The organism is Acinetobacter soli (assembly GCF_018139125.1).
Taxonomy (GTDB): Bacteria; Pseudomonadota; Gammaproteobacteria; order Pseudomonadales; family Moraxellaceae; genus Acinetobacter; species Acinetobacter soli.
This window is the reverse complement of record NZ_CP073241.1, coordinates 3178154-3193660: the sequence shown is the minus strand read 5'-3', so window position 1 is coordinate 3193660 and position 15507 is coordinate 3178154. Positions and strand designations below refer to the sequence as shown.

At 45.3% G+C, this 15507-nt stretch carries 12 protein-coding genes; 5 read left to right on the top strand and 7 right to left on the bottom strand.

The genetic code is table 11. From position 1 onward, the window contains the following. Positions 1–30 precede the first annotated feature (30 nt). Together KCV09_RS14745 and KCV09_RS14740 are read left to right on the top strand one after the other, a co-directional pair. Positions 31–468: a MarR family winged helix-turn-helix transcriptional regulator gene (locus tag KCV09_RS14745; RefSeq protein ID WP_004940417.1), complete on the top strand. Its 438-nt coding sequence runs from the start codon at positions 31–33 to the stop codon at positions 466–468. Between the two features lie 85 nt (positions 469–553). Then, positions 554–985: an organic hydroperoxide resistance protein gene (locus KCV09_RS14740; RefSeq protein ID WP_004940419.1), complete on the top strand. Its 432-nt coding sequence runs from the start codon at positions 554–556 to the stop codon at positions 983–985. Positions 986–1031: 46 nt separating this feature from the next. Here the strand turns inward: KCV09_RS14740 and gspE are convergent, their stop codons facing one another. Continuing rightward, complete coding sequence (gene gspE, locus KCV09_RS14735) at positions 1032–2522, bottom strand: type II secretion system ATPase GspE (protein WP_004945428.1); 1491 nt, start codon at positions 2520–2522, stop codon at positions 1032–1034. A gap of 100 nt (positions 2523–2622) precedes the next feature. Between gspE and KCV09_RS14730 the strand changes: the two genes are divergently transcribed. Then, complete coding sequence (locus tag KCV09_RS14730) at positions 2623–3444, top strand: hypothetical protein (RefSeq protein ID WP_004940426.1); 822 nt, start codon at positions 2623–2625, stop codon at positions 3442–3444. A gap of 8 nt (positions 3445–3452) precedes the next feature. Then, entirely contained in the window at positions 3453–4373 is a 921-nt protein-coding gene (locus tag KCV09_RS14725; protein WP_004940428.1) for a mechanosensitive ion channel family protein, read from the top strand. 190 nt (positions 4374–4563) lie between these two features. Here KCV09_RS14725 and KCV09_RS14720 read toward each other — a convergent pair whose 3' ends face one another. Further along, on the bottom strand, positions 4564–7428 hold the full coding sequence (locus KCV09_RS14720; RefSeq protein WP_212515311.1) for a DUF2339 domain-containing protein: 2865 nt from the start codon (positions 7426–7428) through the stop codon (positions 4564–4566). A 155-nt stretch (positions 7429–7583) separates the two neighbouring features. On the opposite strand from KCV09_RS14720, the gene polA reads away from it, so the two are divergent. After that, entirely contained in the window at positions 7584–10346 is a 2763-nt protein-coding gene (gene polA / locus KCV09_RS14715; RefSeq protein WP_212515310.1) for a DNA polymerase I, read from the top strand. A 50-nt stretch (positions 10347–10396) separates the two neighbouring features. Here polA and KCV09_RS14710 read toward each other — a convergent pair whose 3' ends face one another. The 5 genes from KCV09_RS14710 to ppx are packed head-to-tail and all read right to left on the bottom strand — an operon-like array spanning position 10397 to position 15506. Then, positions 10397–10963, bottom strand: coding sequence for a YggT family protein (locus tag KCV09_RS14710; protein WP_004940437.1), 567 nt, complete (start codon positions 10961–10963; stop codon positions 10397–10399). 16 nt (positions 10964–10979) lie between these two features. Next, positions 10980–11816, bottom strand: a complete 837-nt coding sequence (proC, locus tag KCV09_RS14705; RefSeq protein ID WP_151869046.1) for a pyrroline-5-carboxylate reductase — start codon at positions 11814–11816, stop codon at positions 10980–10982. After that, on the bottom strand, positions 11813–13189 hold the full coding sequence (gene tilS / locus KCV09_RS14700; protein WP_151814883.1) for a tRNA lysidine(34) synthetase TilS: 1377 nt from the start codon (positions 13187–13189) through the stop codon (positions 11813–11815). The genes proC and tilS overlap by 4 nt, the downstream gene beginning before the upstream one ends. Then, a complete protein-coding gene (locus KCV09_RS14695; protein WP_004940445.1) occupies positions 13126–13950 on the bottom strand; it encodes an acetyl-CoA carboxylase carboxyltransferase subunit alpha in 825 nt (274 codons plus the stop codon). The genes tilS and KCV09_RS14695 overlap by 64 nt, the downstream gene beginning before the upstream one ends. 35 nt (positions 13951–13985) lie before the next feature. Next, complete coding sequence (gene ppx, locus KCV09_RS14690; RefSeq protein ID WP_025096103.1) at positions 13986–15506, bottom strand: exopolyphosphatase; 1521 nt, start codon at positions 15504–15506, stop codon at positions 13986–13988. Between the last annotated feature and the right edge of the window lies 1 nt (position 15507).

Genomic DNA, 15507 nt, shown 5'->3' with positions numbered 1-15507 from the left:
GAGACTTGCCAAATGACTCATGAGGCCTTTATGCAGCAAGACAGTTCTATTTTACATCTTGATAATCAATTGTGTTTTTTGATTTATTCAACCAATTTGGCGCTGCATCAGTTATATCGTAAGTTACTGGCCCCCCTCGGACTCACCTACCCACAGTATTTAGTCATGCTGGTGCTTTGGGAAAAGGATCATATAACGGTATCGGATATTGGTGCACAATTGTTTTTAGAATCGTCTACCCTGACACCCCTGTTAAAAAAACTCGAATCGTTACAACTCCTCACACGCCAGCGATCAAAGCGCGATGAGCGTCAAGTGATTATTTCACTCACAGATCAAGGCGCACAGCTTAAATCACAGGCGCTAGACATCCCACATCAGCTCGCCCAAGCCAGTGCATGTGATTTAGATGAATTGATGCAGCTTAAGTCTCAGCTCGAAGCACTTCGTACAAATATCAGCAAATAAATGCATTTGATTACAAAAAAACCTCTTGCACACCTATTTATATCGTGTACGATATATTTGTACACAAATTAAAGGTGGTTTAAAAATGTCATTAGAAAAAGTTGTATACACAGCACACGCTAAAGCAACCGGTGGCCGTGATGGTCGAGCAACATCTTCAGACAATATCTTGGATGTAAAACTGACCGTGCCTAAAGAAATGGGCGGTGCAGGTGGTGGTACCAACCCAGAACAACTTTTTGCAGCTGGCTATTCTGCATGTTTCCTTGGCGCCATGAAGTTTGTTGCCAACCGTGACAAATTCAATATTCCAAAAGACGCTTCAGTTGAAGGCGACGTTGGTATTGGTCCGATCCCAACTGGATTTGGTATTGAAGTCAAACTTCATGTTCACTTACCAGGCATGGACGCAGATGAAGCGAAAAAACTGGTCGATGCTGCGCATATTGTCTGCCCATACTCAAATGCAACACGTAATAACATTGATGTCGATTTCAATATTGTTACCGATGCTTAATTGATTGAGCAGTTTGTAAAAAAGCACCTCCATTGAGGTGCTTTTTTTATTCTTCAGCTTGATTGGTCACACGAAGTACTTCTTCGAGCGTGGTTTTACCCGCCAGTACTTTTTTGAGTCCATCGTCTCGGATTGAACCTGCGCTACGACGTGCATAGGCTTCTAGTTCAAATTCGGCAGCATTGCCATGTATTAGACGGCGAATATGTTCATCGATAGGGACAATTTCATAAATGGCTGTTCGACCAGTAAATCCAAGATAGGAGCAATGTTCACACCCTTGAGCTTCTGGTAATTGAAGATGCGTTCGATCAGATTGTACATTTTGAAAAATTTGCCGTTCGAAGTCGTCTGCCTCGCGCCATGTAGCGCAGTGCGAACATAAAGTTCGAACCAGTCGCTGTGCAATCACACCAATTAATGAACTCGACAATAAAAAGGGTTCAATTCCCATATCTTTTAAACGGGTCACGGCGCCAATGGCCGTATTGGTGTGCAAGGTAGATAAAACCAAGTGACCCGTCAGTGAGGCTTGAACTGCAATTTCAGCCGTTTCAAGATCACGAATCTCACCGACCATGACCACGTCTGGATCTTGCCGTAACATGGCCTTTAAGGCACGCGCGAATGTCATGTCGACTTTGTTGTTCACCTGCGTCTGACCAATCCCCTCTAGCTGATATTCGATTGGATCTTCAGCCGTTAGAATATTTCGAGTATTGTCATTTAAATCAGATAGAGCCGCGTAAAGTGTCGTGGTTTTTCCTGAACCTGTAGGCCCCGTGACCAAAATAATCCCATGTGGACGATGGACCAAATAATCCAGACGCTCATAATCTTCGGGCATCAACCCCAAATGTGTCATATTTAAACGACCGGCCTGCTTATCGAGCAATCGCATCACTACCCGCTCACCATGCGATGACGGCAAAGTCGAGACACGCACATCGACCTCACGGCCAGCTAAACGCAAAGAAATACGGCCATCTTGAGGTATACGTTTTTCAGCAATATCCAGCTTAGCCATTACTTTAATCCGTGACACCAACAGTGGTGCCAGTTCACGGCGCGGCTGCACAATTTCACGTAATTGACCATCGACACGCAACCGCACGGAAAGCTTTTTCTCAAATGCCTCGATATGAATATCCGATGCATTGACGCGAATTGCTTCTGACAGTAAGGCATTGATCAGACGAACAATCGGAGCATCATCCTCCTGATCCATCAAATCTTCTGCTTCGGGTACTTGATCGGCCAGACTCAATAAGTCAGGATGATCTTCTAGCCCTGCAGCGACCTGCTGCGACTCTCCACGATCTCCAGCATAGCTAGAACTGAGCAAGGCATTAAACTTTTGCTCGTCACAGAGTTCATATTGTGCCGCCCTGCCCACGATTCGGCGTGCTTCTTGTAATGCAATCCATGCGGTTGTTTGTTTTCGAACAATAAAAACCTGATCACCGTCGTATCTCAACAAGACACCATGACGTTTTGCAAAACTATAAGGAATTTGTATTTGTTTGAGTATTTGCATCACAAATTTATAATGATCATAAAGATAGTTTTGAGTGTACTCTAAGCGTATGACAGCGTGAAGTCCGTTTTAGATAAACTCAGCAGAGGATTTTTTCGACTTGACTCAACAACACGACCTTCAGGAGCTTGCATCCCCACATTTAAAATGGTGGGGCGAGCATACATTTGAATTACACCAAGTCAAAGCTTGGCAATTTGGTTCTCTGCTTTTTCGATTGACGCGTGGGATCAATGAATGGCGGCTGGAATATCATCGTCCGCAATATCAATACGATTACGAACAAAACTGGCATTCAATTACCGATACCAATTTTGCCTGCCCACAGCCGCGTAAAATTGAACGCTACATGTTTAAAAAAACCCATGAAACCTTTCAGTTAATGCCACGCCTTGCTGATCGTTCTGTGGTGATTAAGCCAGTCGATCCAATTTATATTCCGGCAGGCCAGCGCGGTACTTTATATATCAGTACGCCACTTTGGATCGCAGGCTTTGTCGAGGGTCAGCGTGAACCATTGTTTGATCTTCCAGTGATTCAGCCTAAAGATACTTGGTTTGGCCCAGATCGTCGTAATGGTGAAATCTGTTATGCCACCGCAGTGGATGGGCGTACCGATATCAACCAACTCAAGCCACGCGCCTTTCGTGCCGTAACCCCTGTCGAATTCCACAACACCAGCAGTCAGCAATTGCGATTTGATCGGATGAATGTCCCCGTGGCTGCATTGCCTCTATTTTACAGTGAAAGTACACAGCGCTTATGGACCTCACAAATTAAAGTTTTGCATGAAGGCTACGACAAGCCACCGCGTATTCGGATTGAAAACCGGACGCCACCTTTGGCCGGTGAAGTCATTTATGTACATCCACCGCGTTCACCGGGTGGTGCATTGTTTAATATGTTTGATTCATTTTTCTAGGACGTAGTATGGCTGATTCCAATATCCCCAAAGATGTTGCCGTGAGTCTTAAAGGGATTTTTACCAATATCAATCTGGACCGTCTGAGCGAATTGCTGGTTGCACTGGTACTGTGTTTAATCGGGTTTATCATTGCCCGACTGGTCTCGAATACCTTTATTCGTACCATTGGGCATCGTTTTAATGCCCATCAAAGCATGGTGTGGCGACGCGGGATTTTTTATTTTATTTTCTTAATCTTTGTGATGGCCAGCCTAAAAGAAGCGGGCTTTAAGCTCAGTGTATTTTTAGGCGCAGCAGGGATTCTTACCGTAGCGCTGGGTTTTGCCTCACAAACTTCGGCTAGTAACTTGATTAGTGGACTATTCCTGATTGGTGAAGGCTCTTTTGAGGTAGGTGACACCATTCAGATTACGCTAATACGTGGTCAAACCATTGAAGGCGAAGTCATTTCAATCGATTTACTGTCGGTCAAACTGCTCACTTTAGATAATGTATATGTACGTTTGCCAAATGAGCAACTGATTCGTGCACCCGTAATGAATCTGTCAAAGTATCCGATTCGACGAATTCCCATTACATTAGCCATCAACTTCCAAGAAGACATCATGAAAGTTCGCAAGGTATTGTTGGATGTGGCATCTAAATACCCATTGGCTCTAGATGAACCGAAACCTGAGGTGACCGTTACCGCTTTTCGTGAATCTTCAATCGAGCTTTTATTTACCGTATGGTGCAGGCAGGAATTTTTCTTAAAATCACGTGATGAATTGCAAGAACGCATCCGCAATGGCTTTTTAGAAAACCAAATTGAAATTCCAGTACCCAAAATGGGCTTTGTTGATCGCCCACCCATTAGCGCGCTAAACGAAGATGAAATCGATCAATATGCCAATAAAGAATCACTTAAGCGTGAACCTAAAGCTTAACTTAAACTAACAACCATTTTGTTTACGGTGTGCCACCTACAACGGATTGGCACACCACTCATCTCAACCCTACGTCCTAAAAATCATTGGCCCATCGTTTGACTAGCAGATATTAAAAACTCTAAACGTCTCATATCACGATATATCGGCAGACTCAACTCACGCGCACATAAGATAAAATTTAGCCCCTCTAAGTATCGTTTTTATCTGCTATTTTGCTGACAGGCGGTAAAGGCGCCAGATAAGCAATGACCAACATCACACCTCCAGCACCAATAAACGAAACCACTCGAGTTAAGGTGCCACTTTGTGACAAATCCAGACTGACCAGTTTGATCACCACAATTCCCAGTAAGGCTGCACCGACAAACCAGATCTGACGAATGTGTCTTTGGCTGGAAAAAGTCATCAACACAAAGGCCAAAATGACCCACAGCAAAGTCAGGCTCAGTTGTACTGCACCATTCGACCAGATCGATATCCCCCAAAGCGGTGTTCCCAGATAGACATGTAATGCACGCACCACGATACTACTGAGTACCAAAAGAGCCATTAAAATGCTTATGACTTTACTCGCCCACTCTAAGCCATGCTGTTGAGGCAAAAATTCTTTTCGGTAAATTGCCCAGAGTAAAGCCGTCAGTACCATCAATGACAATCCATCTACCGGATTCAACACAGGCAATTGATACGCGGTAAATGGCGCTTGCTGCAAACTCACCACAATGAGCCAAATCCAAGTGATGCACCATACCGCAGGATACTGCATTACACCTGAAGTACCCCGAGACATACAGACCATTGCATACACCACCGGAGCGAGTGCCAAAGATAAAATAGCTTCTGCTGGCCACAGCACTGGACCGAGTGCTGCAAGTGCTAACCAGACCACCGAAGCAGCAACGTGCTGCATGATTAAGGAAGCGTCAGCGTAACGCGTGGTACGTAAAAACAACAACACGAACCCTTGTGCCACCACAAAATTCAACTGCTGAATCAAGTTCAGCCATTTAAAACTTGCAAACAAACCATAGTTAACCAGTTCTACGTAGCTGAGTAACAGTAAGACCGTAGCTAAAATGAGTTCTGCCGTATGGCTGGTGTTTTGTTTTCTGGCCGCGACAAAACGAGCAAATCCAAACAACAACAGCGCGCTGATCGCTAAATATGGACTTAAACCACTCGATTGCCATGCCAAGGCGTGTACACCAGCCAATGCGCCAGCGTAAAGCCCCAAAGCCAAAAAGAGACTGGCCAAAATAGGCGGTTGTTTTTGCTGCTCGGCAAATTGAAACAAAAAGTAGGCAGCAACAAACTGGGCAATTGCATAAATGGTGGTGCTTAACGTCGGAAATCCCTGAACAGACCAAAACTGATCAAATAGTGCCAAAGAACTTAAAAATACCAAAACACAACCTAAATAACGACTAACAGAATAACGCTCAGTCACGCCCCACACAATCAGTGCAGCCCCCTGAACCACCCAACCTACGGCACTCCAGTGCGCACCTTTCCAGAGTGGAAAAATTAAAGAAATAAAGGCCACTGCCAAAATAAAAAAGCTTTTGGCCAGTACCGACAATTCTGATTGTTTTTGCTTGATCCACCACGCGAGTCCGCTATAGGTCACACCGAGTGCCAGTGCTCCCAATGTCAGTGCCGTACTTGACTGCTGCATCAAGACCGCATGCATTGAAAAACCCAGAATAGGCACACTAAAAATCAGCCCTACATCTATTAACGGCGGCAACACAAACTGATTATGTGCTTTAAGACTTAGATATTCTTTTTTAATTAATTGACTATAACGTATGCTAAGCCAGATAAATAATCCGATATGCAGCCAGAGAATTTGATCTAAAACCGCATACTGCTCGGGCTTGGCATATACACTGATGTAACTTCCCGCGATCAGACCCGTGGCCACAAAAGCCAATTGATGAAGCAGCTTCCATGGTTTGACAAAATTAATCGCCGCAACCGCAAGGTTGATGACCAAATAATAACTGAGTAAAAACACACTCTCTGGGTGGTACTGTGGAATCAAAAGAGGCGCAAGATAGGCCATCGACAGTGCCAGTATCGATAAATACAGTGCATTTTGAAAGAGACTTAGGGCGATGGTGATTAGCAGTAAGACTGCGAAACACAGGCTAGCGGTCATCAGCTCTTCAATAACCTCAAAGTGATGCGCAAATACCAAGGTTAAGAAAATGATGGCAAGGCCTGCACCTTGTAAAGCCACTGCAAACAGTGCATTTTTATGACGCAAGTAAAATCCAAGCACTGTCGCCGCACCACCCGTTAGTGCAATGGCCAGCAATTTCGCACTCAAACTTAATTGCCAGTGCTCACTGGCAAAACGAAGCAACAGCACGACCCCGATCATCAGCACCACAATCGCGACACGCAAAATTGGATTACCGTGCAATAACCAGTGTTGAACAGGCTGCCACCATGTTGCTGCATTTGAAGTTTTGGTCTGAGCTAATACTGCATTAGTCGATGGCGCGACTTCAGATAAAAATACATTCTGCGGCTGTAGCGTATGTTGTGACTGCGCATCCTGAATGGGATGCGCCGAGGTCGAGAGTGCAGATGAAGAAGATGAAATTGATGGATCGGTCTTTAGGCGATCGAACGCTGTATCAGAAACCTGACGATCTGTGTGCTGTATCGATGTGAGAGATTCAATGTGATTTAAACGCTCCGTCAGAGCATTAAACATCTGCAACAAGCTCCACAGTCCGATCACGGCACCAAGGATTGGCATCCATACAACGCCAATAAACCCACCGATCAGTGCGATCAATACACCCAGCCAAACACCAGAGTGCCAACCACGCATAGATGTGACTGAAAAGGCAACCGCATGGCGCTGCTCAAGCTGCTGAAGGCGTTTGTCTAAACGATTGAGATAATACATCAGCACAAACAGCATCAATGTACCCAGCACAACCGCTAGATCTGTCGCGTGAAGTACATAGCTCATCACTGTGCTCACGCCCAGCATGAGCACGATAATGCTGATCTTTTGTTTATCGTTTTTATACATGATCAAAAAAACAAACACATGGATTGAACTCTCATTTTAAACCATGATGTCTTGAGCGTATATTTAGACATACAAAACAACCGTAAAAGTGAATCTCAGCATTTTGATGCTTTTTCACGTAGAATAAGAGCCAATTATTTGTGAGGAAATGTTCAATGCCACCATTTGTCTTGGTTGATGGCTCATACTTTTTGTTTCGTGCGTTTCATGCACTCCCCCCCTTGACCACGTCAACAGGCCTTCAGACCAATGCCATTCGTGGTGCCATTTCCGCCATTCAAAAGTTAATGCGTCGTACCCAGCCGACGCACATGGCTGTGATTTTTGATACTCCTGAACCGACATTTCGTCACGAACTTTCGCCAATTTATAAAGGTGATCGTCCAAGCATGCCGGAGGAACTCGCACAGCAAATCCCTTATTTGCATGCCTTGATTAAGGCCTTGGGAATTCCGCTGTATATGCTCCCGGGTGCAGAAGCCGACGATGTGATTGGAACACTGGCCAAACGCGCTGAAAAGGAAGGACATCAGGTTCTGATTTCGACGGGCGACAAAGACATGGCACAGCTTGTGACTGAAAAAGTCACGCTTGAAGACAGCTTCAAAGACAAACCTATGGATATTCAGGGTGTATTTGAGAAGTTTGGTGTTTGGCCAAATCAGATTATTGACTACCTCACCCTGATGGGCGATGCCTCAGATGGCATTATGGGGGTACCGGGCGTAGGCGCAAAAACCGCAGCCAAATTACTTACAGAATATGGCTCGATTGGCGGTATCTTGGAAAATGTCGACAAGATTAAGGGAAAAGTCGGGCAAAACATCAAGGAACATGCAGATGGTATTGCGATTGACCATCAGTTGGCCAGTATTGTGTGTGATCTCGATATTGCACTGACTTGGGACGACTTACAATTACGCGAACCGCATGTGGAAAGTTTGCGCAATTTATACACCGAGCTTGAATTTAGAAACCAGTTACAGTCGCTAGATCATCCCAATAATCCGGTAAGCAGCAGCTACAAAGCAGCCAGTCAAGAAATTGAAAAGATACATACTGCACCTGCGATTGAAACTGAAGATCAGGCCAGCCTGACCAGTGAAGATGATCAACTTGGCACGGCAAATTATCATACAGTGCTAACACAAGCTGCTTGGGATGCCTTATTGCAACGCTTCCAGAGCGAAAAGCACTTTGCAATCGACACTGAAACCACCAGTTTAGATTATCGTGTAGCACAAATGGTGGGCTTCTCTGTGGCGTTTGATGCACAAGACGCCTACTACGTGCCATTGGCTCATGACTATGAACACGCACCTGAACAATTGAACCGTGAGCAGGTACTGGCTCAGCTTAAACCCATTTTAGAAGATGAACAGGTTGGTAAAATTGGCCATCATCTTAAGTATGATGCACATATCTTTGCGAATCATGGCATTGAACTTAAAGGCTGGTACTTCGATACCATGCTGGCCTCTTATGTGCTGAACTCGGTCGCAACACGACATGGCATGGATGATGTGGCACGGGTCTATTTAAGTCACCTCACCACCACCTTTGAGCAAATTGCAGGTAAAGGCGCCAAACAAAAAACTTTTAATCAGATTGATCTTGAAGTGGCTGCGCATTATGCCGCAGAAGATGCGCATGTCACCTACCGACTCTATGAGGTACTGGCGCAAAAACTCAAACAGAGTCCAGAACTTGAACAGCTTTTGTACCAGATTGAAGTCCCTGTAGCACGTATTTTAGCAGGAATGGAAGAAGCAGGCATTAAACTTGACCATGACTTTCTGGGTCGGTTAAGTGGGGAATTCACAAACACCATTCAAGGGCTTGAAGATCAGGCCATCGAACTGGCTGGTGAAAGCTTTAATGTCAGCTCACCCAAACAGGTGGGTGAAATCCTGTTCGATAAGATGGGGCTTAAAGGCGGCAAAAAAACGGCCACCGGACAACACAGTACCAGTGAAAGCATTTTGGAAAAAGTTGAACATCCGATTGCTGAGGTGATTTTAGAACACCGCACGCTTTCTAAACTCAAAAACACGTATACCGACCGTTTGGTCGAGCAGTCTCATAACGAAACGCATCGGGTTCATACCAGTTATCATCAGGCCTTGACTGCGACAGGCCGTTTGTCATCGTCTGATCCGAACCTACAAAATATTCCAATTCGCGGTGAAATTGGTCGTCAAATTCGTAAAGCCTTCATTGCACCTGAAGGCCGAGTATTGTTGGCTGCCGATTACTCACAGATTGAATTGCGTTTAATGGCGCACTTTTCTCAGGATGACGCCTTACTTGACGCGTTTAAAAATGGTCAGGACGTACATCGACGTACCGCAGCAGAAGTACTCAACATCGCACTGGAAGACGTCACCAATGATCAGCGCCGACAAGCCAAGGCCGTCAATTTTGGCCTGCTCTATGGTATGTCTGAATTTGGTTTGATTCGTCAATTGGGATTCACTCGTGAAGAATCGCAAAATTACATCAAGCAATATTTCCAGCGCTACCCGGGTATTTATGAATACATGCAGCGTACGCGCCAGATTGCACTGGAGCAAGGTTTTGTCGAAACCATTTTAGGACGACGCTTATATACGCCAGATATCGATGCACGCAACATGATGGTACGTAAAGGTGCCGAGCGCGCCGCAATTAATGCGCCGCTGCAAGGCAGTGCTGCCGATATTATTAAATTGGCGATGATTAAAGTCGATAAAATGCTGCCAAAAGATCAAGCCAAGTTACTGCTTCAAGTACACGATGAACTGGTTTTTGAAGTCGATGCGGCAGTTGCAGACCAGCTTGCACCACAGCTTGCAGCCACCATGCAATCGGTGGTCGATATTTCGGTTCCTTTACTGGTGGAAGTCGGTAAAGGTTTAAACTGGGAAGAAGCCCATTAAGCATGTTCCATAAAAAAAGGCCGATCAAATCGGCCTTTTTTTAAAGCAACTTATAGTCCGGTCAGAAGAACTTTAGCCACTTCATTCATCAGAATTTCAGCAATATACAACGCCAAAAAGGCCAAAATAGGCGATAAATCAATCATACCCATGTTTGGCAATAACCGGCGAAAAGGTGCTAGTAAAGGTTCGGCAAGCTCTTGAATCACTTCGATATAAGGCGAGCGAGACTGGGTAAACATCACCACCCAGCTCAAAATAATCGTAGCAAAAATCAGGTAACGACAAAAACGGATTAAATCCTGAATCATGGTGACAAAAGTCAGAATCAGTAAATGAATCGGACTATTTGGCATTGCACCCGAAAGATACATCACACCAAAAATCTTAAGTAAATACAGCACAACCAACAGCGCAATCGCTGCAAGGTTCACGCGGCCTTTGGCAACCGTTGGGAAAATACGGCTAAAAATATCTACAATTTTGGTGGCTTTAACGGTAGATAAAACCACAGGATTATAGGGAGTAACCCCGGTCAACTGGATGAGAAATCGAAAAAATACCAATAAAATGGCAACATTAATTAAAATACCAAAAATGAGCGCAGAACTCGCCATAGTGTTCCTATCCTACTTAAGTCGTTTTGGTGCTGTCGCTGAGCTCGCGGGCTAACTCTTGACTTCTTTTTTGCGCTGCGGCAAGCGCAGCCTGAATATTTTGAGAGATTTGAGCACGATCAAATACTTCAAGTGCGGCCTGAGTCGTTCCGTTTGGAGAAGTCACATTTTTTCTTAACTCAGACGGAGTGCTCGAACTGGTAATGGCCATTTGCGCTGCACCCAATGCGGTTTGCAGCGTCAATGCGGTGGCAACTTTTTCATCTAGTCCCATGTTTTTACCCGCACGGATCATGCTTTCCATCAGGTAAAAAAAGTACGCCGGACCAGAGCCAGAAACCGCTGTGACTGCATCGATCTGTGCCTCAGACTGTACCCAGATGGTCAGACCTGTAGCTGCTAGAATTTGGCTAGCCAGTTCACGATCTTTTGCACTGACTATCTCGTGTGCATACAAGCCATGTGCACCCGTTTGTACCAAAGCAGGTGTATTGGGCATTACACGCACAATACGCTCGGCTCCGGTTAAAGCTGCAATCGTTGCAATCTCTGCACCAGCAATCACAGACACAATCAGTTTATCTTCAAACAAGCCTTGAAGCGGCTTAAGTACCTGAGCCAATACCTGCGGTTTAACAGCCAATACCACAACATCTGCATTTTTAATCGCTTGAAGATTATCATCGATGGCATGAATTTCTTTTTCTTGAAGTACTTGGCGAATTGCTTCGACCGGATCAGAAACGGTAATCCGAGTTGAGGGTAATCCACGCGCAACCAGCCCCCCAATCAGGGCTTGCGCCATATTACCACCACCAATAAATGTGATATTTGAATTTAATGTCGCACTCATGAATTATGCTCAACTCGCAAATGATTGACGTCAGAAATTAAATAAGGTTGCCATCCCCCGACTTCACAATAGTCAGATTGTGCCAGCCAAAACCCATTGGGCGTAAAAACCCCTAGCATAACATTATCTACCAGCAATATTTGAATTGTGTGACGTAACCAAGGGAAAATTTGTGCGTCTTGAATCGCTTTTTTAAGTGGCCAATGTCCAACCCGACCATAAAGATGAATCTTTTCGCCGCCCTGACGTGCAAGCACAGTGAGCTCACGTGCCAGAAGAGCTTTAGATAGTCCAATATCTGCTGCTTTTAAGATATAACGACCCGATGACAACTCAAGCATGTGATCGAGTTTCAAGTCAGCAAGTGTTTGCTGCTGAGGCAATGTTTGAGCGGTATAAGCGGCATGTGCAATACGATGCAAAATCTGCTGATAGCGAACATAATAAAAACCGTTCCAATGTAAGGCAGCTTGAGCATCGGCTTTAGCGTGAATGACTTCCTCTTGCAGACGATTCACCATATCCAGAGAAGGCCTGTACGTTTCTTTGCCTTTCATCCAAAACGATAACAGCTGCCTTTGGCGGGCAGCTGAAAGCTGTAAAAATGGTTGCAGCATCAGATGGTTGTCCGAACCCGTGGCAGCTAAATCTTGTTGCAATACCTCATCTAAAATGGTTTGCGCGTCTTGCATCAATACACTGGTACGCGCAACCGCGTCTTGCATCTTGGGAAAGCGTTGTTCCAGTAGCGGCCAAAGCTGCTCCCGACACCAAGCACGATCATAGCGTGTGTCAAAATTGGTCTCATCTTGTACATAAGGCAATGCAAGTTGATCTACCCACGCCTGAATCTGCTGCCGAGACAGTGATAAAAAAGGACGCCAGCGACGAAGTGTCTGAATGTGATCGTGTTCCTTCATGGCCGCTAAGCCCTGAACACCAGTGCCTGAAAGGAGGCGGAGTAATACGGTTTCGGCCTGATCGTTTTGATGATGTGCCAACACCAGAATATCGTTGGGCTGTGCATGGCGTAAAAAGGCAGCATAACGTGCTTGGCGTGCCTGATTTTCAAGGTTGCCTGCCTCAACATCGACGGGTTGGATGGTGACTGGAATCTGGCGTTGCTGTGCAAAATTCTGGATAAAATCGCCCCATGCACGGCTGCTCGATTGCAGCTGATGGTCGATATAAATGGCACGAATGTTATGAGGAAAGAGTTCAGACATTACATGCAGCAGTAGCATGGAATCCATACCACCACTGCATCCAATGAGAAAGACCGAATCAGCAGAGAATTGCTGGGCCTGTATTAAGAGGCGATGCCTAAATTTTCGCTGCCAAATTTCATTAAACGTTGGTAACGCGCTTCGCATCGTTCATCTGCATCCATAGCTAGCAATTCATCGAGCGCTTGTTTTAACACGACTTGCAGATTTTGCATAACCTGATCTGGATTGACATGCGCGCCTTCACCTTCATCGACCACATACTCTACAATACCGATTTTTTGTAGTTTATCTGCGGTCAATGCCAAAGCATCACTGGCTTGTTCTGCTTTTTCAGCCGTTTTCCACAAAATCGATGCGCAGCCTTCAGGTGAAATCACTGAATAAATACTGTGCGATAACATGATAACGCGGTCTGCCACACCAATTCCAAGTGCACCACCTGAACCACCTTCACCCAATACGGTAGCAATCACAGGTACTTTTAGGCTTGAAAGCTGTGCCAAACTGGTTGCAATTGCTTCAGCTTGACCGCGCTCTTCTGCACCTACACCCGGATAAGCACCCATGGTGTCAATAAACGTAAATACCGGCAGGTTAAAACGTTCTGCCATATCGAGCAAACGTTGTGATTTGCGGTAGCCTTCAGGATTACACATCCCGAAGTTGTGCTTGAGTTTTTCACGTGTACTACGGCCACGATGTTGACCCACGACCATCACAGGACGACCTTCAAAGCGAGCCAAACCACCCACCATCGCACCGTCATCACCAAATAGACGGTCACCGTGCAGCGCATCAAATTCAGTGAAGATTTCACCGACATAATCTAAAAACTGCGGACGATCTGGATGTCGCGCAATTTGAACCGTTGTCCACGCTTTAGACTGAGCAGCTTTATTTTTCATAAGTCGAGCATTATCCCTAAATTAACCAAATCGAGTTAATCGATAAATTTTTCCGACTGAATATTCAACTCAATGTCCCAGTGCTTAAATTGCTCTTGCTCATCATGCAAATCGGCAACCAGCAATGGCCATTGTTTGGCATCACCAGAAACGCTAAGTTGCCATTGTTGATCATTTACAATGTTTAATTCAATGGCAGGAAGCATCTGATCACTGCGACTATGGTTGAGTAAAACAGCAAGGCGAAGAAGTAAACATAAATACATCAGTTTGACCCCACCCACCTTTAAAACATCGGTTTTAACATCACTGCGCAATTTACGGCGATGGTGTGCAACCAGATGCGACAGATGGTTTTGGTCAATTTGTGAAAAGCCGGGAATATCAGAATGTTGCAATAAATATGCACCATGGCGATGGTATCCACCATGACTGATGGCCAAACCAATTTCGTGTAAATAGGCAGCGCGACGCAATAAGTCACTGTCTTCACTGAGTAAATCCAGACGACCAGCAACATGATCAAAGAGTTGCTGTGCAGTATTCACCACTCGCTCGGCCTGTTTGGTGTCGGCATTGTAGCGCCCCATTAAGGCCTGTACACTGCGGTCACGAATGTCTTCATGTTTGAAGCGCCCAAGCAGATCGTACATCACCCCTTCACGCAGTGCGCCGTCTGAATAAGCGAGTTTATCAATATTCAAAACATCAAATACTGCGAACAAAATGGCCAATCCAGCTGGCAAAACTGCTCGTCGATCTTCTTTTAGTCCCTCAAAATCAATTTCACTGATATGACGAAACTTCAATAATTTGTCTTTTAATTTTTCAAGGCCCTCACGCGTTACATTTTCTTGCTCGTCGCTTAGCCCCATATTGACCATGATCTGTTTGGCCGCCTTGATGGTACCGCTGGATCCCACAACGGTATCCCACCCTTCAGCTTTATAGATATTGGCAATTGCCGAAAGCTCTTTGCGTGCAGCCACGACAGCCTTATCAAAAATCTTGGCGCTGATTTCCCCTTCAGCGAAATAAGCTTTAGTAAATGCCACACAGCCCATTTGTAAGGATTCAGTTTGAATCGGCTCAAATTCTTCGCCAATAATAAATTCGGTCGACCCGCCGCCAATGTCGACGACCAAACGACGCCCACCATTGGCCATGGTATGCGATACGCCCAAGTAAATCAGGCGAGCTTCTTCACGCCCTGCAATAATTTCAATGGGTTTAGGTAAAATTTCAGCCGCACGCTGAATAAATTCATGACCATTTTTGGCTTGTCGAAGCGCATTGGTCGCCACGATTCGTAAACGGTTGGGCTGCACCGACCCTAAACGTCCGACAAAACGAGCCAGACATGCAAGTCCCCGCTGTTGTGCAGCTTCGGTTAAATTTTTATTTTCATCTAGGCCCGCTGCCAGCTGAACCTTTTCTGACATAGAAGCCACTTTTTTTACTTCGCCATGATCTACACGTGCAATGGCCAAGTGAAAACTGTTCGATCCCATATCGATGGCAGCAAGTAATTCTTCATCTATCAAAAAATCAGCCATT